The 22788-nt window shown below is 68.0% G+C and carries 19 protein-coding genes and 4 pseudogenes; 13 read left to right on the top strand and 10 right to left on the bottom strand.

Annotated features, from left to right (window positions below):
• Positions 1-17 precede the first annotated feature (17 nt).
• Complete coding sequence (locus JK364_RS46775; protein ID WP_201857559.1) at positions 18-719, bottom strand: FadR/GntR family transcriptional regulator; 702 nt, start codon at positions 717-719, stop codon at positions 18-20.
• Between the two features lie 267 nt (positions 720-986).
• Here JK364_RS46775 and JK364_RS46770 point away from each other — a divergent pair, with 267 nt between their 5' ends.
• The 5 genes from JK364_RS46770 to JK364_RS46750 are packed head-to-tail and all read left to right on the top strand — an operon-like array spanning position 987 to position 6519.
• Positions 987-2606, top strand: coding sequence for an ABC transporter substrate-binding protein (locus JK364_RS46770; RefSeq protein ID WP_307841614.1), 1620 nt, complete (start codon positions 987-989; stop codon positions 2604-2606).
• Positions 2603-3598 carry an ABC transporter permease gene (locus tag JK364_RS46765; protein WP_201857537.1) on the top strand — a complete coding sequence of 332 codons (996 nt, stop codon included), beginning with the start codon at positions 2603-2605 and terminating at the stop codon, positions 3596-3598. Before JK364_RS46770 ends, JK364_RS46765 begins: the two co-directional genes overlap by 4 nt.
• Positions 3598-4566 (top strand): ABC transporter permease, encoded by a 969-nt coding sequence (locus JK364_RS46760; RefSeq protein ID WP_201857536.1) that lies wholly within the window; start codon positions 3598-3600, stop codon positions 4564-4566. Before JK364_RS46765 ends, JK364_RS46760 begins: the two co-directional genes overlap by 1 nt.
• Positions 4559-5533: an ABC transporter ATP-binding protein gene (locus JK364_RS46755; RefSeq protein ID WP_201857535.1), complete on the top strand. Its 975-nt coding sequence runs from the start codon at positions 4559-4561 to the stop codon at positions 5531-5533. Before JK364_RS46760 ends, JK364_RS46755 begins: the two co-directional genes overlap by 8 nt.
• Positions 5530-6519, top strand: a complete 990-nt coding sequence (locus JK364_RS46750; protein WP_201857534.1) for an ABC transporter ATP-binding protein — start codon at positions 5530-5532, stop codon at positions 6517-6519. The genes JK364_RS46755 and JK364_RS46750 overlap by 4 nt, the downstream gene beginning before the upstream one ends.
• Positions 6520-7258: 739 nt before the next feature.
• Here JK364_RS46750 and JK364_RS46745 read toward each other — a convergent pair.
• Positions 7259-7969: a CPBP family intramembrane glutamic endopeptidase gene (locus tag JK364_RS46745; protein WP_201857533.1), complete on the bottom strand. Its 711-nt coding sequence runs from the start codon at positions 7967-7969 to the stop codon at positions 7259-7261.
• A gap of 141 nt (positions 7970-8110) precedes the next feature.
• On the opposite strand from JK364_RS46745, the gene JK364_RS46740 reads away from it, so the two are divergent.
• Positions 8111-8704: a TetR/AcrR family transcriptional regulator gene (locus JK364_RS46740; protein ID WP_201857532.1), complete on the top strand. Its 594-nt coding sequence runs from the start codon at positions 8111-8113 to the stop codon at positions 8702-8704.
• 94 nt (positions 8705-8798) lie between these two features.
• Here the strand turns inward: JK364_RS46740 and JK364_RS46735 are convergent, their stop codons facing one another.
• The 4 genes and pseudogenes from JK364_RS46735 to JK364_RS46715 all read right to left on the bottom strand — a co-directional run bounded on the left by JK364_RS46735 (position 8799) and on the right by JK364_RS46715 (position 13284).
• Positions 8799-9422: a TetR family transcriptional regulator gene (locus tag JK364_RS46735; RefSeq protein WP_201857531.1), complete on the bottom strand. Its 624-nt coding sequence runs from the start codon at positions 9420-9422 to the stop codon at positions 8799-8801.
• A 295-nt stretch (positions 9423-9717) separates the two neighbouring features.
• Entirely contained in the window at positions 9718-9927 is a 210-nt protein-coding gene (locus tag JK364_RS58530; RefSeq protein ID WP_230993606.1) for a hypothetical protein, read from the bottom strand.
• A gap of 512 nt (positions 9928-10439) precedes the next feature.
• Positions 10440-10817: pseudogene (locus tag JK364_RS46720) on the bottom strand (FAD-dependent oxidoreductase); the annotation flags it as partial.
• 256 nt (positions 10818-11073) lie between these two features.
• Positions 11074-13284: an MMPL family transporter gene (locus JK364_RS46715; RefSeq protein WP_201857529.1), complete on the bottom strand. Its 2211-nt coding sequence runs from the start codon at positions 13282-13284 to the stop codon at positions 11074-11076.
• Positions 13285-13525: 241 nt separating this feature from the next.
• On the opposite strand from JK364_RS46715, the gene JK364_RS56290 reads away from it, so the two are divergent.
• The 6 genes and pseudogenes from JK364_RS56290 to JK364_RS46685 all read left to right on the top strand — a co-directional run bounded on the left by JK364_RS56290 (position 13526) and on the right by JK364_RS46685 (position 18891).
• Entirely contained in the window at positions 13526-14797 is a 1272-nt protein-coding gene (locus JK364_RS56290; RefSeq protein WP_201857528.1) for a sensor histidine kinase, read from the top strand.
• A gap of 15 nt (positions 14798-14812) precedes the next feature.
• Positions 14813-15493 (top strand): response regulator, encoded by a 681-nt coding sequence (locus JK364_RS46705; RefSeq protein ID WP_201857527.1) that lies wholly within the window; start codon positions 14813-14815, stop codon positions 15491-15493.
• A 185-nt stretch (positions 15494-15678) separates the two neighbouring features.
• Positions 15679-16533 (top strand): annotated as a pseudogene (locus JK364_RS46700) (IS701 family transposase); the annotation flags it as partial.
• Positions 16534-16809: 276 nt separating this feature from the next.
• Positions 16810-17460: pseudogene (locus tag JK364_RS46695) on the top strand (transposase); the annotation flags it as partial.
• Positions 17461-17653: 193 nt separating this feature from the next.
• Positions 17654-18004, top strand: a complete 351-nt coding sequence (locus JK364_RS46690) for a putative quinol monooxygenase (RefSeq protein WP_201857525.1) — start codon at positions 17654-17656, stop codon at positions 18002-18004.
• Between the two features lie 446 nt (positions 18005-18450).
• Positions 18451-18891: a hypothetical protein gene (locus JK364_RS46685; RefSeq protein ID WP_201857562.1), complete on the top strand. Its 441-nt coding sequence runs from the start codon at positions 18451-18453 to the stop codon at positions 18889-18891.
• Here the strand turns inward: JK364_RS46685 and JK364_RS46680 are convergent.
• From JK364_RS46680 to JK364_RS46665, 4 genes and pseudogenes are all read right to left on the bottom strand, one after another.
• A pseudogene (locus JK364_RS46680) lies at positions 18845-19114 on the bottom strand (transposase); the annotation flags it as partial. The gene JK364_RS46685 and the pseudogene JK364_RS46680 overlap by 47 nt on opposite strands.
• A 212-nt stretch (positions 19115-19326) precedes the next feature.
• Complete coding sequence (locus tag JK364_RS46675; protein ID WP_201857558.1) at positions 19327-20280, bottom strand: NADP-dependent oxidoreductase; 954 nt, start codon at positions 20278-20280, stop codon at positions 19327-19329.
• 346 nt (positions 20281-20626) lie between these two features.
• Positions 20627-21202: a hypothetical protein gene (locus JK364_RS56285; RefSeq protein ID WP_230993587.1), complete on the bottom strand. Its 576-nt coding sequence runs from the start codon at positions 21200-21202 to the stop codon at positions 20627-20629.
• A gap of 263 nt (positions 21203-21465) precedes the next feature.
• Positions 21466-21783, bottom strand: a complete 318-nt coding sequence (locus tag JK364_RS46665; protein WP_201857524.1) for a hypothetical protein — start codon at positions 21781-21783, stop codon at positions 21466-21468.
• 243 nt (positions 21784-22026) lie between these two features.
• Here JK364_RS46665 and JK364_RS46660 point away from each other — a divergent pair, with 243 nt between their 5' ends.
• On the top strand, positions 22027-22785 hold the full coding sequence (locus tag JK364_RS46660) for an NUDIX hydrolase (protein WP_201857523.1): 759 nt from the start codon (positions 22027-22029) through the stop codon (positions 22783-22785).
• Positions 22786-22788: the final 3 nt, after the last annotated feature.

Genomic DNA, 22788 nt, shown 5'->3' with positions numbered 1-22788 from the left:
ATGCGTTCCTCGGCTCTCTAGGAGCTCAGGCCGCGTTCGAGGGCCTGACGCATGATTTCTTCGGTGATGGTGAAATGTTCGCGGGCGATCGTTCCGGCGCGTTCGGCGTCGCCGGCCTCCACGGCCGCCAGGAGAGCCGCGTGCTCGCGCAGGGCACGTTCGCTGGAGTCGTCGTCGGATGCGCCCCAGGGGTGGTAGGGAAAGCCCAGCGCGGCGCGGGTTGTCAGGTCCAGGCAGAGCGCGGCGAGCCGCGGGTTACCCGCCGCGTGCCGGAGCGCGGTATGGAAAGCGTGGTCGGCGCTCTGCTCCGCGGTCGCCGAATCGGCGTCGCGGAAGGTCTCGAACGCCTCGTGCAGCGTCGCCAAGTCGGCGTCGGTGCGGCGTTCGGCGGCGGCGTGGGCCACGGTGGCCTCGAGCAGCCCGCACAGGTCAAACAGCTGCTCGAGCTCGGGCCAGCGGGGCTGCAGGGTGCGGCGGACCGCCTCGGCCGAGCTCTCCGTCCAGCTCTCCCGGACGAAGGCACCGCCCAGCCGACCGCGCCGGATCTCGACGATGCCGAGCGCGTCGAGGCCGCCGAGCGCCTCGCGCACCGCGCCCCGGCTGACATCGAGCATCACGGCCATCTCCCGTTCGGCGGGCAGCCGTTGCCCCGGCAGGAACTCCCCGATGGCGATGGCGGTGGTCAGGCGGTCGGAGACTTCCTCGGCGACGGTCCGCAGTCGGATGGGGCTAAGGGCCAGTACAGGTTTGCTGGTCAGGGCAGGCTCCTCGGAGGTGGGCAGGCGCGAACACCGTACTGAGGAAGGGAACCAAAAGAAAGGTCTTGTGATCGAACCATTTTGCGATCAGAATCCCCTCACGTTCATCGCCTGCCCAACCCGGTGATGTGTCCGAGGGGAGTTTCGATTCCGTTGCGCCGACCCTTCGCCGCCGTCGTCGCGCTGCTGACCCTCGTCCTAGCGGGGTGCTCCTTGGGGAGCTATCCCGTGCCGGGACAGTCCGCGGCACAGAGCCCACCACCCACCACGTTCCAGACGCAGCACGCCGGCGGGACCCTGACGGTCCTCTCCAAATCCGCCGCCGGCACCGTCGATCCACAGATCAGCTACGACCTTCAGCCGTGGCAGATGCTGCACACCGTCTACGACGGGCTGCTGGCGTTCCGTAAGGTCGGCGGCGAGAAGTCGACCGAGCTGGTGCCCGACCTGGCCCAGGTGATGCCGAAGGTCACCGACGACGGCCGGACGTACACCTTCACGCTGCGCCGGGGCGTGCGGTTCTCGACCGGGGCCGAGGTGACACCCGCGGACGTCGAGGCTTCCTTCCGGCGTATCTTCCGCGCCTCGGGCCCCACCGCCGGCACCTTCTACCAGAACATCGTCGGCGCCGACGCCTGCCTGGCCAGGCCCGCCGACTGCACCCTGCCGGGCGTCACGGCGCACGGCCGTGAGATCGTCATCCGGCTCACCCGGGCAGACTCCGAGTTCCCCATGAAGCTGGCCGTGCCGCACGCGGTGATCCTGCCCGCCGACACCCCGGCCAAGGATCAGGGCAACAAGCCCATCCCCGGCACCGGCCCCTACGCTATCGCTGCCTACGACCCCAACAAGCAGCTGTTGCTGAAGCGCAACCCGCACTTCAAGGAGTGGTCGCACGCCGCCCAGCCGCAGGGCTACCCCAACCGGATCGTCTACCAGTACGGTACGACCGTCGAGGGCGAGGTGACCGCGGTCGAGAACGGCTCCGCCGACGTCGTGTGGGACCAGCCGCCCGCCGACCGCCTCAACGAACTGGGCACCCGCTACATCAACCAGGTACACGTCGACTCGTTGAACGCCTTCTGGTACCTGCCGCTCAACGTCAACATCGCACCCTTCAACAACCTCAAGGCCCGCCAGGCCGTCAACTGGGCCATCGACCGCTCCGCGGCGATCCGGCTCTTCGGCGGCAACGCGCTCGGCCGCCCCGCCTGCACCGTGCTGCCCGACGGCTTTCCAGGACACACCGACTTCTGCGACTACACAAAGCCCTCCTCGACCACCTGGAAGGGCAATGACATGGCCAGGGCCAAGCGACTCGTGCAGGAGTCAGGCACCGCCGGTCAAAAGGTCGCCGTGGTCGTCGCCGACGATGAGACCAGCAAGTCGATGGGCGAGTACGTCCGCAGCGTCCTGCAGCAGATCGGCTACCAGGCAAGCCTCAAGGTGCTCTCGGCGAACATCCAGTTCGGCTACATCCAAAACACCAACAACAACGTGCAGATCAGCGTGACGCAGTGGTACCAGGACTACCCCGCCGCGTCCGACTTCCTCAACGTCCTGCTGTCCTGCACCTCCTTCCACAAGGGCAGCGACTCCAGCATCAATATCAGTGGCTACTGCGACAAGACCCTCGATGCCACGATTCAACGCGCGATGAAGCTCGACCAGACGGACCCCGAGGCCGCAGCCCGCCTGTGGGGACAGGCCGACCGGCAGGCCATGAGCCAGGCACCGATCGTCCCGCTGTTCGCCCCGCGCCAGGTGGACTTCGTCTCCCAAGACGTCGGCAACTACCAGTTCCACAAGCAGTTCTTCATGCTCGTCGACCAGCTCTGGGTGAAATGACCTCCTCGAAGAACGGACCCTGGCGCACTGCGGGCCGCCAGCTGATCCGCAACAGACCAGCCATGATCTCCGCCGCGGCCTTCCTGATCATCCTGCTCGCCTGCCTCGCCGCGCCCCTCTACGCCCACCACGTGGCGCACGTCGACCCCTTGGCCTCGAACATCGCCGGCACCACTGTCGTCGACGGCCGCACCACCGACCTGCTCCAGCAGAGCACCGACGGCCTCGGGCTCGGCGTCACCCCCCTCGGCCCGACCTGGGACCCCGGCCACTACCTCCTCGGCGCCGACAACCAGGGCCGCGACATCGCGGCCCGGCTCCTGTACGGCGGACGCAACAGCCTCTACATAGGACTCGCCTCAGCGTTCGTGTGCTGCCTGCTCGCCGCGGTTCTCGGCATCGTCGCCGGCTACTTCGGCGGCTGGATCGACGCCGTACTCGCCCGGCTCTTCGACGTCATATGGGCCTTTCCCGTCTACCTGCTGGCCATCTGCCTGTCCGTCGTGCTGGTGACCGGCGGCCTGCACATCGGACCCCTGCACCTGAACGCCGGCAGCCTGCTCCTGCCAATTCTGATCATCGCCGTGATCTACGTACCCTACGTAGCGCGTCCACTGCGCGGTCAGGTCATGGCCCTGCGCGAGCGGGACTTCATCCAAGCGTCGATCGGATCCGGCGCTGCCGACTGGCGGATCATGCGCCGTGAGGTACTGCCCAACGTACTGCCCACGCTCATCGTGTTCCTGCCGATGATGACCGCCCTCAACATGCTCACCGAGTCGGCACTGTCCTTCCTGTCGGTCGGCGTGCAGTCGCCCGACGCGAGCTGGGGGACGATCATCAACGACGGGCTCGGCCTGCTGTACACCCGTCCCGTGGTCACCGTTGCCCCCGGCCTGCTCATCGCGCTCACGGCCATCGCGCTCAACGTCCTCGGGGACGGCGTGCGCGATGCCCTTGACCCCAACGCCCGGCTGCGCGGTGGAGCCTGATGCTTGGTTACACGATCCGCCGGATCGGCGCCGCCCTGTTCGTCCTGTGGGCCATCAGCGTGCTGGTCTTCCTCATCTTCTTCGCCACCCCGGGAGTCGACCCGGCAGCACGCATCGCCGGCCGGAACGCCGACCCGGCCACCCTCGAACAGGTACGGCACTCCTTCGGGTTCGACGCACCCATCACCACCCAGTACCTCAAGATGATGAACCACTTGTTCCTGGAGCGGGACCTCACCTCGTTCGTCAACCGCGGCAGCCGCGTCATCCCGCAGATCACCGACGCCCTGCCGGCCACGCTCTCGCTGGTGATCGGTGCCGCCGTCATCTGGATGGCCGTCGGCATCGCCATGGGCACCGCGGCCGCCACCTGGCGCGGCAAGGCCGCCGACCCCGTGATCACGCTGCTCGGCGTTCTTGGCGTCTCCATGCCGGTCTACTGGCTCGGTGAGGTCATCAACCTCTTCACCCAGTCCCGGATGCACGAGACCGTCTTCCGCTGGGTGCCGCCGCTCGGCTACGTCCCGCCTACCGACAACCCCTGGCAGTGGTTCCTGCACCTGATCTTCCCCTGGCTGTCGCTGGCCGCGCTGTACGCGGGCATCTACGCCCGACTACTGCGTGGCGAGCTGATCGGCGCACTGCGCGAAGACTACGTCCGTACCGCCCGCGCCAAGGGCATCTCTGAACGGCGGATCCTCATCCGGCACGCGCTGCGCTGCTCACTCATCCCCGTCGTCTCCCTGTTCGGACTGGACTTCGGTGCCCTGGTCGGTGGCGCCGGACTGCTCACCGAGGTCGTCTTCGGCATCCCCGGCATCGGCCACCTCACCTACAGCGCGCTGCAGAACCTCGACCTGCCCGTCATTATGGGCACCGTCATGTACGCCGCCTTCTTCGTCGTCCTGGCCAATGCCGCCGTCGACCTCTTCTACGCCCGGCTCGACCCGAGGGTGCGTCATGTCTGAACCGCTGTTCGAAGTTACCGACCTGCAAGTCTCCTTCCGTGGCCGATCTGCCCCGGTGAACGCGGTCAACGGCCTGTCCTACACCGTCATGCCCGGCCAGGTCCTCGGCGTGGTCGGCGAGTCGGGTTCCGGCAAGAGCGTGTCATCGATGGGCCTGCTCGGCCTGATCCGCGACAGGGGCGCCACCGTCACCGGCAGCGCCCGGTTCCGGGGCCGCGAACTCATCGGCATGCCCGACCGCGAACTTCGCTCCGTGCGCGGCCGGGAGATCGCCATGATCTTCCAGGACCCGATGACCTCCCTGACGCCTGTCTACACCGTCGGCTGGCACATCGCCGAACAGATCCGCGCCCACGAATCCATCAGCAAGCAGGCTGCTCGCCACCGCGCGATCGAACTCCTCGCCGAGGTCGGGATTCCCGACCCGGCCCGGCGCGTGGACGCCTACCCGCACGAGTTCTCCGGCGGCATGCGCCAGCGCGCGGTGATCGCAATGGCCCTGGCCTGCGATCCGGCCCTGCTCATCGCCGATGAGCCCACTACCGCCCTCGACGTCACCACCCAGGCACAGATTCTCGACCTGATGCTGCGGCTGCGCGAGACCCACGGCTCGTCCATCGTGGTCATCACCCACGACATGGGTGTGGTCTCCGAGATCGCCGACCGCGTGCTCGTCATGTACGGCGGCCGCGCCGTCGAAGCGGGCACCTGCCGCGAGGTCTTCCACACCCCCCGCCACCCCTACACTCGTGGCCTGCTGGCCTCCGTGCCCAGAATCGGCGGCGAGAAACTGCACCGGCTGCCCACCATCCCTGGCGCACCCATCGCCTCGTCCGAACGCCCCACCGGCTGTGCCTTCGCCCCCCGCTGCGCCGAACGCCACGACGCCTGCACCGTGCAGCCACTGCTCACCGGCGACGGGCACCTGTCCGCCTGCTGGCTCACCGCCCCGGAGGTCCCAGCATGACCGGCGATGTACTGCTGAAAGCGACCGACGTCGTCAAGAACTTCCCCGTCCGCAGCGGAGCGGCGGGCCGCCGCGGCCCGGTCGTGCACGCGGTGGATGGCGTCTCGCTGGAGGTCCGCCGGGGCGAGACCCTGGGCGTGGTCGGCGAGTCGGGCTGTGGCAAGTCCACCCTGGGACGCTGTCTGGTCCGGCTCGGGGAAGTCACCTCCGGCCGGATCGAGTTCGAGGGGCAGGACATCACCCGGCTGTCCCGGCGCCGACTGCGGCCGGTCCGGCCAGGACTGCAGATGGTGTTCCAGGACCCGTACACCTCCTTGAACCCGCGGCGTACGGTCGGCGAGATCGTGGCCGAACCCCTGCTGGTCCACCGGCGAGGGACACGCGCGGAGATCCGGGGCACGGTGGCAGACATTCTCGACAGGGTCGGTCTGACTGCCGAGCAGGCCGATCGGTACCCGCACGAGTTCTCCGGCGGTATGCGCCAGCGTGTCGGAATCGCGCGCTCCCTCGCCCTCAAACCCCGGCTGATCGTCGCCGACGAGCCCGTCTCGGCACTCGATGTCTCCATCCAGGCACAGGTGCTCAACCTGTTCGCCGACCTACAGGAGCAACTGGGACTGACGTACCTCTTCGTCGCCCACGACCTGGGCGTTGTCCGGCGCGTCTCGAACCGCATCGCGGTGATGTACCTGGGCCGGGTCGTCGAACTGGGACCGGCCGACCGGGTCTACAGCACACCAGCCCACCCCTACACCCAGGCGCTTCTGTCGGCGGTGCCGCGGATCGACGATGGCACACCGGCACAAACGCCGGCGAGGGAGCGGATCATGTTGTCCGGCGACGTGCCCAACCCGATCGACCTGCCATCCGGCTGCACCTTCCACCCGCGGTGCCCGTTCGCGCGGGACAACTGCCGCACCGAACGACCCCCGCTGAGCGTCGACGCGACGGGCCGCCAGGTCGCCTGCCACTACCCCTTGGGCTGACCACCCACGCCCCGGACCCGCGAGCCCAGTCGCTGCCACCGCGATCGGCCATTGACTGCCCCCGAGGGACGTCGCAACATCATCTGGCAGCGGTCCCTCGGCAGCGGTTACGCGCTCGTGGCGCCCAGTCGGTGATCGTCTGCTCCGCCCCGGCCGGCACGCGCGAGGCATCGGCGCTCGACATGCTGCGCGTGACCGGCACCGAACGGATGGCCGTGAGTTCCCAGTCCGGCTACACCTCTTCGGCGGCGAACATCTCGAGGTGCCCGCACTCGGGGCAGCGGAATGCCACCAGGCCGACGGTGCCGCAGTGGGTGCACGTGTTGTTGTCCATCCCGTGAGTCCAGGAAACCGTACGGCCAGGACGAACCCGAGGCCCGGGGCCACCAGCACGGCATCGGCGAAATGCCGGAGGTACCGGAACGTGGCCTCCTGCGGGACCGCTACTCCCCGCGTCCGAGCCCGTTCCTTCGCCAGGTCGAACGCCCTACACAGGGCGCCCTCCCATACGGGCGCCCAATACCTGGTCACCGTGACCAAGTCTCCGTACTCCTCGAGGATGGGCGGCAAGCCTCGCCTTTCCCGCTGACGCAGCGCTGCGGCGGATAGAGGTGCTCGCCAACGAGCCATATGCCGGGAGAAGACGGCCATCGGGTCCGGCAACTGGGAGACGCTGACCGGACATGTCGCGGCCGCGACGGACGTTGGGCCCTGGACAGCTGCGGTGCCGGGGCACCCTTCAGCCGAGCAGCACGCCGAGGAGGGTTGCCAGGCTGTTGTTGACCGCGTGAACGATGACACCTGGCCATACCGATTTGGTGCGCACCAGCAGAATGCCGTTGATCGTGCCGACGACGAGCGCGGGGATCATAGCGAGGTTGATGCCGTGGGCCAGGGCGAAGATGACGGTGCTGCCGATGACGCTCACCCATGCGCCGTACCTGTTGAGCGCGGTGGAGAGCACGCCTCGGAACGCGAACTCTTCGCCGAGGGGAGTGAGGACGGCGATGAACAGCAGTTGCAGAGTCAGGGCGAGCGGACCGGCGTTGGCCGCGTCGTGGTAGTCGCCTTGCGGATCGCCGTCCGTGCTTCCGGTGATCGCCACGAAGACGGCGGCGACCACACGGGTCAGGACGAGCGCGAGCAGTCCGAAGCCGAGCGAGTAGAAAATCCAGCGTGTCGTGATGGCGCGGACATTGAACGCGGGCCAAGAGCGGTTACGGATGGTGAAAGCGGCGAAGAAGGCGAGCAGGCCCATGATCCCGGAGAGCGCCGCGAGAGACAGCCCGCTCGCGACCGACTCGTCGTGGGTGAGCGCGCTGATGATCGGCGGGCCGATGAGGTAACACAGGATGTAGGCGATGGCGGCGGCGCATATCTCAGGCCACCCGGGTCGCTGCTCCTCCGCACTGATCGAATCTGTCGGAGTGTGAGTGGCGTGGGGAATCATGGAAATTCCTCTCCTGCGGGTGGGATGTTTCGACGGGTTGTGTGTATTGGCGTGGTTCGCGTATGTGGCGGCGCCGACCGGACAGCTCCCGCACACCGTACCGCACACTGTGCGGCACACTGTGCGGATACACTCCTCGGCATGGCCACTCGGGAGAAGATCATCGAGGCCGCGCTCCGTCTGGCCGCGACGCGAGGGATCGGTTCGCTGAGCGTCCGCCGTGTCGCGGTTGAGGCAGGCGTGGGGGCAACGACGCTCCGGCGGTACTTTCCAACCCAGGTGGAGCTGCACCTTGTCGTCGCCGAGGAGTTCGTCCGCTGTTCCGTCGACGACCTCTCGATCGCCGACGACAAGCGCGATCCGTCACAACGCTTGTTCGAGTGCCTGGCTCAGCTCTTGCCTTCAGGCGGCCGGACGGCAGCGGTCGAGGGCTGGTTCGAGTTGCATCGGCTCTCGGCCGGGTCTGACGCCATTCCCGCTGCGCGCTTCACCATCGAGAGCGCGAACAGATTATTGGCGGAGCGCCTGCGCCGGTGGCTGACCATCCTCGCCGACCGGGGGAATCTCAGACCCGAGGAGGTCGACGGCCATGCCTCCTCCGCGCTGACGCTTGTCAACGGGCTGTACCTGAATGCACTGCTCTACCCCGACCAAGCCGACCTTGATACCGCGAAGAACACGATCCGCTGGTTCGCCGAGCGGGTGGTCGGCAGTCGATCCGCGTCCTACCGGTGACGTTCCACCTTGCCCGGAGTGGTGAACCACGACCCCGGAGGCACCGTGCGACGAGCACTCGATCCGTCCAGTGGTCTCCGGCTCGCGCGATCCTTCACGCCGGTTTCGCGCCTGGGGCTTTCTCGCCGGGAGCGGTCAGGGACTGTTCCGCGAACCAGCGGAGTGTGTTTTCCGCCCGGTCGAGCGCTCCTTCGCCCTTGTCGAACAACAGGCTCAGGTGCAACCCGTCCACGAGGGCCACAAACCGGGCGGCCAGTACCTCTGGCGTGTCTTGCAGCGCGCATCCGTCCGCTGCCAGAAGCGTGAACCAGCGTGTCACGATCACGACCGACTCATCGTGCCCGGAGAGCACCATTTCGAGAACCTCCTCGTTGGCATGGGGGCCAAGAGCGAGGGTGACGAGTTCGAACCACATCATGAGGGCGGAATGCCGTTCCGCCGCGCCGGGGAGGAACTGCCGCAGGCTCGCGTACAAGCGATCCGCGGGGGCCAGGGAGACGTCCTGGATCCAATCGTCGCTGAGCGCGTGGGAGACCGCCCGCCCCGCGACGGCCCGGTAGAGCAACGCCTGTGATGGGAAATACGCGCGCAATGTCGTCGCGCCAATACCGGCCGCGGCGGCGACGGATCGCACGCTCAGGCCCCGAAGGCCCTCTGTTCCGGCGAGGCGCGTTGCCACGTCCAAGATGTGTTGTCGCTTGTCGGCATTCCCAACCACGTCGCGATCCTATAGCGCGGCAAGCAGCACAGTGCACCAAGGTGGTCATGCTCGAAGTGGAGTCCTGCCCCTCGGGAGCGAGCCGCGACAGTGAATCCCCGGCACGGGGTGCGCTCCCTGCGTCGTGAACGGCTACGGACGGTACCGGATTTCCAGCATCACGCAGCCTTCGGCTGTCCGGTACGGTCCGTGCGCCATACCCGGGGGGCGTGCCGCGAAGTGTCCGGCGGAGAAGGTCTCGTCGAGAGTCAGGTCGTGGTGGCTGCCTTCGAGCAGATAGACCTCTTCGACCCACTCATGCCGGATCACGCCCGAGGGCGAGGTGTCGAGGCCCGGCTCCCAGCGCACCAGCCGGGTCGAGGTCCGTGAGCAGGTTGCGGGCGAGTTGGGTGACCCATGCGCCGGTGGGATGGGCGGTGACGCCCAGGACATGGACGCGCCGGGTCTTGATCTCCATGACGAAGAAGACGTAGAGACGTTTGAGGAAGACGGTCTCCACGTGCATGAAGTCGCAGGCGAGCAGTGTGTGGGCCTGGGCGCGGAGGAAGGAGCGCCAGGTCTGCTGGGATGCGCGCTGCAGTGCGGGCGGTAGACCGGAGCGGCGCAGGACGCACCGGATAGTTGCGGCGGCGACCCCAAGCCGTCGCGGTTCACCTTGGATCCTGACGTATCCCCAGGCGGGATTCTCTCGCGCCAGGCGCTGAAGCCGATGGCGACGCAAGACGGGTGGCGGGTGCCGTGCGAGAGCGGAGAGCACGGCACGATCAGCCCACGAGAGCCGCGGCCGCTCTACTTGCCGACGCAGCACAGCGACCTCATGCGGAAGCACGAGGATCTCGGCATTGTTCGCGGCGGTCGATCGGCCCGGCAAAAGGAAGCAGCCCAGCAGCCGACAGAAGACCAGGTACAGCAGACGCAGACCCACGATCACTGACCATGCCCATACGTGAGCGATCGCAAAGCCCCAGGTCAACCACCGTACGGCAATAAAGACACCCTTCAGGGGACACGGCCGGGCGTTCCCGGTCGCGGGGAGTCGAGTAGCAGGTTGCGCAGCTGGCCTCGGTCGATTTCCGGCTTGAAGAGTTCGTCGGGCGCCGGGACTTCATGGGACGTGATCGTGCCGGTGGGGTCCATCTGGCGCATTTCCTGCCCTTCGGGGCGGGCGAGCTCGAAGAACTCGTCGAGTAGACCGGCTTCGCGCAGGGCGATCTGGCCGTTGTCGGCGTGCAGGCCGAGGGTGCCGCCCTGGTTGCGGGCGTCGGGGCCCGGGTCACGGTCGTGGACGGTGACCGCTATGCCGTGCTGCTGAAGGATGCGGGCGCAGGTCGGTCCGCCGGGGCCGGCACCGATGATGCTGATGCGTGCCCGGCGGGTTCTGCGGTCACGATCCAGACCGCGCCGCGCAAGCGGCAGCTTCGAGGCATACCCCGGTGTCGAGTCCTCCTCCGGCCAGCGACACCGCTCGGCGGGCGGCCATGGTGTTGTGCGCCCCTTCTGCGGCCCACCCGGTGGCAACGCCCACCGGGTGGGCCGAGCGGCGCCGCGGGCACGAGGAAGTGTTCGGCACGGTCAGCAACCCATTGAGCCGACCCCACAGGTCTGAGACCTGCTGCCGACCGGTGTGCGCCACTCTCATCCGCGGATCGGGTCAGTGCCGGGGGCTGAGTTCGGTCGCGGGTTCTGGCCGCGCGCCGACCGCCGGGGAGTTGGCCAACCGCTCGCCTTCTATGTCGACGATGGGCAGGACACGGTCGATCCAGGCGGGCAGGAACCACGCCCGGCGGCCGAGGAGAGTCAGGATCGCAGGCACGATGGTCATGCGGACGATGAAGGCGTCGAGGGCGACAGCGACCGCGAGACCGAGTCCCAGGGCCGCGATGACGGAGTCGGTGGAGCTCATGAAGCCCGCGAACACGCAGATCATGATGATGGCCGCGGCTGTGACGACCTTGGCACTGTGCTCGAAGCCCGTGACGACGGCCTGACGCGGATCGGCGCCGTGGACGTATGCCTCGCGGATGCGGGTGACCAGGAAGACCTGGTAGTCCATGGCCAGGCCGAAGACGATGCCGACGGTGAGGATGGGCATCAGGCTCATGATCGGCCCGGGCTGTTCGACGCCGAACAGGTCCTTCAGCCACCCCCACTGGAAGACGGCCACCACGGCCCCGAGCGAGGCCAGGACGGACAGCAGGAAGCCCAGCGCCGCCTTCAACGGCACGAGCAGGGAGCGGAAGACGAGGATCAGGACCAGGAAGGCCAGTCCGACGACGACCAGGAGGTAGGGCATCAGGGCGGCGCTGAACTTGTCGGAGACGTCGATGTTCAGCGCGGCGGTGCCGGTGACCATGCTCTGGGCGCCGATGGAGCGCTCCGTGGTCGTCGCCAGGGAGCGGATGTTGGCGACGAGGTCCTTGGTCGGGTCGTCGGACGGCGCGCTGTCGGGGATGACGGTGATGATGGCCGTGTCACCGGAGGTGTTGAACACGGCGGGGGTCGCCACGGCCACGTCGTCCAGTTCGCGGATCTTCGAGCCCATGGTGGCGGCGGCTTTTTTGGCGGTGGCCGCGGCTTGGTCGGTGACGACCACGGTCAGGGGGCCGTTGAAGCCCTTTCCGAAGGACTGCGCGAGCATGTCGTATGCCTTGCGCTGGGTGGTGGACGGCGGCTTGGAGCCGTCGTCGGGCAGTCCGAGCTCCAGCCCGGTGGCCGGGAGCGCGAGCACGATCAGTGCTGCCACAGCGGGGACGAGAACCCGCACCGGTCGGCGCACCACCGCCGTGACCCACCGTCGGCCGAACTGCGCCTTGGTCTCACGGCTGTCGTGGCCCTCCGCGCGATCGTGGGAACGTCCGCGGACGCGTTCGGGGGCGAAGGCGAGCATGGCCGGGATCAGCGTGATGGCGACGAGGACGGCGACGGCGACGGCTCCGGCGGCGGTGATGCCCATGGCGGTGAGCACCGGGAGGTTGACCACGGCCAGGCCGACGAGGGCGATCATGACGGTGAGGCCGGCGAAGACGACGGCCGACCCCGCGGTGCCGTTCGCCCGGCCCGCTGCCTCGCGGGCGTCGTGGCCTGCGGCACGTTCGGAGCGGTAGCGGGAGACGATGAACAGCGCGTAGTCGATCCCGACCGCGATGCCCAGCATCGTGGCGAGTGCCGATGTGCTGCTGTTCAGATCGAAGACCGAGCTCAGCGCTGTGATCGCGGAGAGGCTGATGCCTACTCCGATCACGGCCGTCAGCAGCGGAAGACCTGCGGCGATCAATGAGCCGAGGGCGATGAGGAGGATGACCGCCGCCAGGGCGAAGCCGATGGCCTCGGCCGAGGTGCCTTCCTCCTCCGTGGCGACCGCGTTGCCGGAGGCTTCGACCGTCAGCCCGGTCTTCCTGCCCTCACTCAGAGCGTCGTCGAGTCGCTCGTGGTCACGATCGGTGAGCTCCGCGGCCGTGATCCGGTATGTGACCGTGGTGTAGGCGGTCGCACCGTCCTTGCTGATGGTTCCGGTCTTGAAGGGGTCACTGACGGTACTGACCCGGGAAGAGGAGGCCGCCAGGTGCTTCAGGGTCGCGCCCACCGAGGCATGATTCCCCTTACTCGTGATCTTTTCCCCGTGCGGGGCCCGCAGCACCACGCGGGCGGTGGCGCCGCTCGCGTTGGCCGCGGGGAATTTGTCGCCCAGCAGGTCGTTCGCGCGTTGTGACTCGGTGCCGGGCAGGGTGATGGCGGATGTCGAACCGCTGGTGGTCTGCGCGGCGGCGGCGCCCACAGCGGCAACGACGATGCCCCAGAAGAGAAGCACCAGCCAGCGCCGCTTGAAAGCGGTCCGACCGATCCAGTGCAAGAAGGTGGCCATGAGAGTGCAGAAGACTTTCTACTCATGCGATGTTGGGACAGGGAAGTGCTGCACACGCCGCTTCCTTGGACGGCGCGCTGGTCACAGGCCGATCCTTGATGGATGTCGCCGACCGCCCGCGATCACCATCGTCGGCCCGGCACACGGGGCGGCACGTCAGCCCTACGTACCGGGTGGGCGCGCGGCTGTCGGCCGTTCGGCCGACAGCCGCGCGCCCACAAACCCTCCTACGCTGAGCATCGTGGATCGACATCTTCCGCGTACTCCGCACGTCAGACGGCTGATCACCGTCAGCGGCCTGTTCGCGTTCGCTCTTACCTGGCTGGCGGACATCGCCGTGGTCAGCAGCGCTTCCATGACGTCCGGAACCGCCTGGCTGCCCGTCGTGGCTACCGGCCCCCTGATCGCCCTGGCTGTCGCCGAGACCCGCTGGTCGCCGTCGCTGGGCACGTGCGTCGCCGCCGCGGTCTCACCGTCCTTGGCGCTGACCGCTTGGAGCCTGATCGCGCAGAGCACCATGGCGTGGTGGGGAGCACTGGAGACATTGGGCCTGCTGTGCATGGCCCTGCGCACCTCAGCCCAACCCGGCCGGCCGGCCGCCGCGGTGGCGGAAACCGTCCTGATCAGCGCGACCGTACTTCTGCTGCCCCTGCGGGCCGGGTCGTGGCAGGCGTTCACCGGCGGCGGCTATGTGCTGACCGTCGCCCTCGCCATCTTCATCACGCTCGGCTATACCATCCGAGCCCTGGAAGCGCGGAGAGAGCGCACAGCCCGCGAGGTCCGCTACGGGGAGCGCCTCGCCCTGGCCCGCGATCTGCACGATCTCATCGCCCATCACATGACCGGGATCATCGTGCAGGCCAACGCCGCCTTGTCCATCCAGGCCGCCGCACCGGACAAGATCGAGCCCATCCTGCGCAACATCGCCCAGGCCGGTGCCGAGACCCTGGAATCCACCCGCCGTCTGGTCCGCGTCCTGCGCGAGGAGAGCAACACGCCATCGCGGCCCGGCGACTTGCTCAGCGATCTCGGTGAACTCGTGTCCGCCCACTGCGCCGCCGCGTCGCCCGGCTCCGGGCCCACCGAAGCCGAGACGGCACGCCTCGAAGCCACGGCGGCGGCGCGGGGGGTCCAACTGCGCCCCGAAGTGGAGACCTCCGCCCACCGGGTGGTCCAGGAAGCCCTGACCAACGCACGCCGCCACGCACCGGACGCGCACACCGTCGTCCGCCTGGATGCCGACACCGAGCGGCTGCGCGTGACCGTCACCAACACTCCACCTCACCGCAGGGCGCTCATACCGGCCGGGGGCCGGGGCGGCTTCGGCCTGCTCGGGCTCCAAGAGCGCATCGAGGCCCTCGACGGCACCCTGCGCACCGGGCCGCTGCCCGACGGCGGCTGGGAAGTCTCCGCCGCCCTCCCCCTCGCACCGTCACGACCCCTGGCCGAGCCCTGCCCGAGCCGGGCCCTGACGAAGCGACCTGGGCCATCTCGACGCAGCCCGGCCCCGTGATGATAGGAACGGTCAGTGCCCGAGCCCCGGATTGACGTCGTCATCGCCGACGACCAGGAACTGGTGAGGATGGGATTCAGCCTGATCCTCGGTGTGCAGCCAGGGATCACGGTGGTCGGTGAGGCGGCAGACGGTGTGGAGTGCGTCGAACTCGCGCGTCGTCTGCGTCCCCGGGTCGTGCTGGCCGACATTCGTATGCCGCGGCTGGACGGGCTGGAGGTTGTGCGACAGCTGGCCGGTACCTGCGTGGCCGATCCGATGAACGTCGTCGTGATCACCACATTCGACCAGGACGACTACGTGCGAACCGCACTGCGCAACGGCGCCTGCGGTTTCCTGCTCAAGGACGCCTCTCCCGCCCTTCTGGTAGAGGCGGTCCGGGCGGCAGCGCGGGGAGACGCCCTCGTCTCCCCCGCGGTCACCGTGCGGCTTCTGCGGAAGCTGGAAGCGACGGAACACGGGATGGCGCAGGCGGCCGCGGGATCCGATGACGCCGGCCTCAGCGAACGGGAGCAGGACATCGTCCGGCTGGTGGCCGTAGGCCGCACGAACCAGGAGATCGGCAATGAGTTGTTCCTGTCGCTGTCGACGGTGAAGACGTACCTGGCACGCGTCCAGGCCAAGCTCAACGCCCGCAACCGGGTCGAGATAGCGGCCTGGGCCTGGGAACACGGAGCAGTCCGCGGGAGCCGATGAGACAGCCAGCGGCCAGGGCACGGTGGGCTTGAGGGGCAAGGGCCCGCTCCAGTGCTCCAGTCGCAGTTCGCTATTTCCGCTGGTCAGGAGCGTGTCTGTGCGTGCACTCGCCTGACGTGTTGTCAGATGCTGTGAGTTCGTGACTTCGGGTGCGGCGGACCGTTGTGCTCGTCATGCAAGACGATGTGCGGCTCGATGTCTGGGCGGCGGAACTGGAAGAACTGCTCGTACGTATTGGCCACCGGTTCGGGCGGGTGGACTTACGGCGGCGGATGCGAGCTTCTGTGCACGGTCTGCTGGGACCGGTGGGCCGGAAGAACAGCCGGCAGTCGGCCGAGCATGCCGGTCACCGCACACCCGCCGGGTTACGGCATCTGCTGAGCCGGGCCTGCTGGAACCCCGACGAGCGGGGGTTCGCCACCAAGGGCGAACTGGCCACGGCGATGGTCGCCCGCGTCCTGGCCTCCCCGCTGCCGATCGCCTGGGTGACCGCGGATTCCGCCTACGGCCGGGAATGGCGCTTCCGCCGCACGCTGGAAGAAGCCGGCATCGGCTACGTCCTGGCCGTGCCCAAGTCCCAGCACGTACACGCCCTGGGGCGCATGGACTTCGCCATCGCCCAGGCACCCGAAGAAGCCTGGGAACGCCACTCCTGCGGCAACGGCGCGAAGGGGCCGCGCGTCCATGACTGGGCCGCGGCCCAACTGCCCGCCATCGACGACTTCGAGGGGGACCAGCCCACCCATCAACGATGGGTACTGGCCCGGCGCAGCCTGGCCCGCCCGGAGGAGATCGCCTGCTACCTCGCCTACGCACCGGATGGAACCGCCGTCGCCGAGATGGCGCGCGTCGCCGGAACTCGCTGGGCGATCGAGGAAGCCTTCCAGGCCGCGAAGAACGAGTGCGGGCTGGACCAGTACGAGGTCCGCCGGTATCCGGGCTGGTACCGGCACATCACCCTGGCCATGCTCGCCCACGCCTTCCTCGCCGCCATGGCCCCCGCTGCGGGGCCGGAAAAGGGGGCAGCAGAAACGCTTCCGGCTCCCTCGCCCCGCTCACCGTGGCAGAAATCCGGCGACTCCTGGCAGCTGGCAGTCCCCCGCCGGCACACCTTCGGCACACCTTCGGGACACCGACCACGCGATGAGCTGGTCCTGGTGGCGACGCCGACACCAGGCCATCGCCCGCCGCTGCCACTACCACCGCCGCACCCGAAGTCACGAACTCACAGCACCTGACAACACGTCAGGCGAGTACACTCACAGACACGCTCCTGACCAGTGGAAATAGCGAACTGCGACTGGAGTACTAAGACGGTGCAGTTCGCCACCAAGCCCCGCCTGGCCGGGGAGATGATCACAGCCGCCCTCGACGCCGACATCAGCGCCGCCTGGGTGACCGGCGACGAAGCCTACGGCCAGGATCCACAGCTCCGCACCGTCCTGGAGGACCGAGGCACCGGCTACGTGATGGCCGTCGTCCGCTCCATCCGGGTTCGGATCAACCACGGCCGCACTCCCGTCCGCGCGGACACCGTCGCCGACCGCCTGCCTGCCACGGCCTGGCAGCGGCACAGCGCCGGGCCGGGGGCGAAGGGCGCGCGCTACTACGACTGGGCCTGGATCCACATCGGCACCGATCACCACCGCCATCTGCTGATCCGCCGGAACTGGACCACCGGTGAACTCGCCTTCTACCTGTGCTGGTCACCCCTCGCGGTGACGCTGGCCGAACTGGTCCGCACCCTGGCATTCCTGACCGCCGTCGCCGCCAGCGCGGCCCCCAACCGTCGCGCTGATCCGTACCACCACACCGCCCGCAGGAACGATCCGGTCCCCGTGACCGTCCCGGAGATCCGCCACCTCCTCACCCTCGTCTTCAACCCGCCAGCCGTGACCATCGCCAGACTGCTGCACTGGTCCACCTGGCGCAGACGCCATCAGGCAACAGCTTGGCGCAGCCACTAACCCACTGGATAGATCGCAAAACTGCACTGGAGCACAACCGACCACTTCCTCATCGATCAACTGGCTCTTGCACCTGACGCCGATGTCAGGGTCTACCTTGCGAGGGCAGCGCCGTGGCTCTCAGACTGCGCACGGCGTCATCGAGACGGGCTGGTCCGGCTCCGCACCGGAACACCAAGGAGGAGAAAGAATAGTGAATTCGCTCCAGGACAAGGCGGCCGCCATCGCGGACACCGGGCAGACGGCCATCATCGTTGCCGGCCGGGTCTTCGTCCCTGCCGACGACATCGAAACGTTCATCGCCGAGGCGCAGGCGACCTACCCGATCGCTGCGGCGAACCCGGGAAACATGCTGATCTCGTTCTGTGTGGAGGACGCGGCGGCCGGAACCGTCACGGTGCTCGAGCAATGGGCGTCCCAAGAGACGCTCGATCGGCACCTTGCCACACCGGAGGTCATGGCGCTCTTCACCAAGTGGGGCCCGCACATGCGCAATGAGGTACGCAAGTTCGACGCACTCAACGAGAGAGACCCCCTGGCCTGAGACACCGGCATCAAGGCTGGATCGCGTCGGCACCGCCGCAGACGTCCCAGCCCGGACATGTCTCGACCACGGTCTTCGTATGCTCGGCCACCCGTCCCATGCCGAAACCCCAGGACGAGAGCATCTTCTCGGCTGAGTCCTAGATGTCGAAGTCGGCCGAGCGGCGATGCCAGGGCAGCAGCGTTCCGGGGGTGACCAGCCGGTGTGCTCGAAGTTTCCTCGGCAGGAGTCGGGCCTCGGCCTTCGGCACGGGTGGGCTCTCCTAAAAGGATTCCGAACCCTGAAGAGGGCCCCCTCCAGGCGTTCGCGTACGACCTCCGCGCGCTGGGGGATGGGAAGGTCTCGGTCGCCTGGATTGCCGGGCGTGAAGAGACCGCGGTCTCCCGGGCGGCTCTGTATGCGGCCCTGTCGGGCATGCGCTTGTCGAAGAGGACACCGTAAACACCTTGTTGCGCTGGTGGGCCGGCGACCCGGCGCTTGAGGAGCCAGTCCGGGACGAGGCATACCGCAACCCCATCTGGGTCTGGATCGACAGGCTTCCTCGGGATCACGAGAAGCGACGGCTCGCGAACGAATGGCGGACCCGGTACGCCAGGATGGAAAGAGATGTCCTCGGCGAACGCGAGTTCCAGCCCCGCGCCGCACGTGTCGCCATCGCCATACCGCCGGGGCAACAGCGCTTCATCAGGGAACTGGCCGACCTGATCGAGAAGATCGGGCTGAAAGATGAACCATGGCTCTTGCTGGGAGCCTTCTGCTCTCGCGTGGAGAGGTACTTGGCGGGGAAGTCGATCCCGATAGACGACGCCTGCTGGGAGCTGGCGGAGCGCCTCTCGTCCTTAGAGCATGTACGGCTTCGGAAATCCCTTGTTCAGCCCACTCCTTGACGCGTCGGCGGATGGTGCGAATGGAGCATCCGGGGGTGGCGATGCGCTCGTAGCCCGAGCCGTGGACCATCGCGAGTACCACGTGCTCGAATACCGTCCGATCGGGGATCCTGCGGCGATGGCAGCCGAGTGGGTGGCTCGCGGCGAACTCCGTGCGGGCGGGCAGGAGAGCGGCGAATTGGTCCCAGAGGGGTTCGAGCAGGCAAGATGGCAGCGCGGGCACGGCTGTCCTTCGGGGTCACAGAACGTAGAGAACTCCATGATCATGTAGGACCGTGCCCGTTGCTGCCCGCCCCAGCTCTCCAGTGCCCATCGCCAGTCGGTCTTTATTCCGGAGGCGTCGTATTCTCGGGCGGCGACCCGCCCATTGGGCCGGCCTGCGGTCGGGCTCGCCCTGAGTGCGGTGAATGTCTCGAGCCCGGGTGGTCTCTCCAGTTAATCGGCGTCGCAGGCGGGCAGGAGCAGGAGCTTCCCGCGGGCGTGCCCGGTCAAGCTGATCTCAAGGGCCTTGCGCCAGTCCGCGAGGGGGAAGGTTCCGGCGACCGGCACGGTGAACCTGCCTTCGGCGGCCAGCTGTGCGAACTCGGTGAAGACGCCGAAGAGTTCGTCGTCGGTACGCTTCGCGGGATCTTCGTGAAAGGTGTCGCGCACCCCGAGCTCCGGCGCCGCGGCCACGTCGGAGCAGGTCAGCACACGCTTGGGATCACCGCCGACTATCTCGACGAGTTCGGGCAGGGCGCCATTGGGCGGCGCGGTGTCGAAGGCGAGGTCGACCTGGCCGACGCCGAGGGCCTTGACCCGATCGGCCAGGCCTTCGCCGTAGCCGACCACCGTGGCTCCGAGGTCGCGCAACTGCTCGGTGTAGGTCTGCCCGGCGGTCGCTATCACCCGCGCTCCGCGGACGAGGGCGATCTGCACGGCCGCGTAGCCGATGGTGGTTCCGGCACCGTTGACCAGGATCGTGTGGTCCGCGGCCAGGCCGAGTCGCGCGAGGTGCCAGGATGCGGTGCTCAGCGCCATCGGGAGCGCGGCGGCCCGGATGAGGTCCAGGCCCTCGGGCACCGCGAACCAGTGATCCAGCACTGCGCGCTCCGCCGCGCCGGCGCTCGGCTGGCCGGCGAAGTCGGCGGTGCCGAAAACGCGGTCGCCGACGGCCACGTCCGTGACGCCCGCGCCGACGGCCTCGACGATGCCCGAGACGTCGCAGCCGATGCCGCGCGGCAGGCTCCCGGGGAAGAGCCCGCGGCACAGCGCCCAGTCGGCCGGGGCCAGGCCGCACGCGTGCACGGCGACACGGATGCGGCCGGGTCCCGCCTCGGGCACGGGAGCGGTCTCCAGGCGCAGGACGTCGACGGGCTCGCCGTTCTCGTGGAAGCGCACCGTGCGCATGGTGCCCGGCGCGGAAGCGGGTTCGGCCATGAGGTCTCCTCCAGGGTTAATTGGAACGCGTTCCGTTTGGCTCGGGCCTAGACTGCCCAGATGACCGACTCAAATGGAACGTGATCCGATTAGGCATGACCACCGAACCATCCCCGGCAGCCCACCAGACGAGGCGCAGGTGGCGTTTTCCGGTGATCAGGACGCGGTCGGTTGCCTCGCGTCGGCATGATCCGATCCAGCGTTCCGCGATGGCGTTCATCCGGGGCACTTGGGGCGGTGTCGGGCCGGTCGGGTGCCGGGTGACGCCGGCGATGTGCACGTGTCGGGTGTTGTGGTCGATGAAGAACAGCACGAATCAGCGCCGCGGGAAGGCCGTGTCGATGTGGAAGAGGTCGGTGGCCTCGATGGCGGAGGCCTGGGCTTTGAGGAAGGCGGGCCAGGACTGGTTGGTGCGCTGGGGTGCGGGGTCGATCCCGGCCTTCTGCGAGATCTCCCGGACGGTCGAGGCGCCGAGTTTGGGTCCCAGGTTGAGCAGTTCGCCGTGGATCCGGCGGTACCCCCACCCGGGGTTCTCCCGCGCGAGGCGCAGGACCAGCTGCCGTAATGCTTCCGGTTTCGGTGGTCGGCCTGGATTGCGGCGTGGGTAGGTCCATTTCCGGGCGACGATGCGTGTATGTCGGCGCAGGAGTGACCGTGGTGTAACCAGCAGTGCCAGCTGTGAGCGCTGCTGCTTGTTCGTCATCCGGAGCAGTGCTGCCATGACGGCCCTGTCGCTCCAGGAGAACCGGGGCCGTGGGTGGATGCGCTGTGCGACGGTGAGTTGGTGGCGGAGCATCAAGATCTCAATGTCTTTCGCCGCGCTCGACCGGGCCGGCAGCGCGAGCCATCGGGAGATCTGGGACCCGAGCTGATAGATCAGACGTATCGCCACGACCCAGCATCATGCCGTGCAGCGCCCGCCAACCTCCTGCGCTCTGGTAGATCCGAACCCGCAGGTCACCTCGGGTGACACAGTTTTCGGCACCCACAGGCAGTAGCGCAGGAAGCGGGTTGCTTCCTCGGCTGTCCAGATGCGTCGCTCGGCGGTGGGTGGTCGGGGCAGGGCGGCGGGGCGTGCGGGGTTGGGGGTGGGGCGGTGCTGGCGGACGGCGTCGCCCAGGGCGCTGGAGAGGGTGGCCAGGCACCGGTGGACGGTCACTTGGCCGCGGCTTGCGGCGAGCTGGGTGTGAACGAGTAATCGGCGACGGTTTGGTTCGGGTCGCCGTTGAACCCGCTGGCCTCGCCCTCGAGGATCCGCCGCAGCGTGGCCTGGGCGGTGTCCTGGGTGGGGAAGCCGCCACGGCGGATGGTGGTACGACGGTGGCCGGGGGAGGGCAGGTCGACGGCGAAGGTCCAGCTGCCGTGGTCACCGTCGGTTGCCGGCCGCGGGCAGCGGGTTCCGAGCTGGTGGCGGTGTGCGTCGCGGCATCCGCAGCGCCGGTAGACCCGACCGCGGTCGGTGACGGAGCGCATGGTGATCGCCTCCTGGGTTGGTGCGACGTGCCGACGATCCCAGTCTCCGCCGACCGGGCACACCACGCGATCACCTCAGCCTCCATCGGCCTCTGAGCTGGGTGTTCCCCTGGTTGTGGCCTCAAGTGAGGGGCGGTGGCAGTCGGTGTTTCGATGATCGATGTTGCTGCTCGCAAATAGTGCGCCAAGCAGTGCATGCCACGCTTATTGTCAATGTGACAGCAATCCGATACGGTCGGCACCATGCGTGATGATTCCTGGACGCCGCCGTCCGTTCTGCTCACAGTTGACCTTGTAATCCTGACGTTGCGTGAGGGGCGGCTGTGCGTCCTGCTCGTGGAGCGGGGCAAGGAACCCTTCGCTGGCATGCAGGCGCTGCCCGGCGGTTTCCTCAACCACGCCGGTGAGGCGATCCCGGAGGCCGCTCGCCGCGAGCTGGGCGAGGAGACCGCTGTTGATGCCCGGCAGTTTCATCTGGAGCAGTTGGCCACCTATGGGGATCCAGGGCGTGATCCGCGTGGGCGGGTCGTCTCGGTTGCGCATCTGGCGATCGCACCGCGCCTTCCTGAGCCGGTCGCGGGAACGGATGCCGCGAATGCCTCATGGATTCCGACGGACACGGTCCTTTCCGGGCAGGTGAAGCTTGCTTTCGACCACGATCAGATAGTGGCGGACGGAATTGAACGCGCCCGTACGAAACTCGAGTTCTCCGCACTGGCCACTGCGTTCTGTGGAGACCTTTTCACCATCGCCGAGTTGCGGCAGGTGTACGAGGCGGTGTGGGGCGTCACGCTCGACACCCGGAATTTCTACCGGAAGATCCAGGCCGTGGACGGGTTCATCGTTCCGGCCGGGACGGGACGCAGGACCACGGTGGGGCGCCCCGCACGCCTGTTCCGCGCGGGACCGACCACGGTGCTCTCGCCTCCGCTGGTCCGGCCCGTGCCGGCACCGGCGGAACAGAAGGCGGAAGAACAAACAGAGGAACACGCGAAGGAATGAGAA

Source organism: Streptomyces endocoffeicus, from assembly GCF_016741935.1.
Lineage (GTDB): Bacteria > Actinomycetota > Actinomycetes > Streptomycetales > Streptomycetaceae > Streptomyces > Streptomyces endocoffeicus.
The sequence above is the reverse complement of the archived record's forward strand: the minus strand, read 5'-3'. Positions and strand labels throughout refer to the sequence as shown.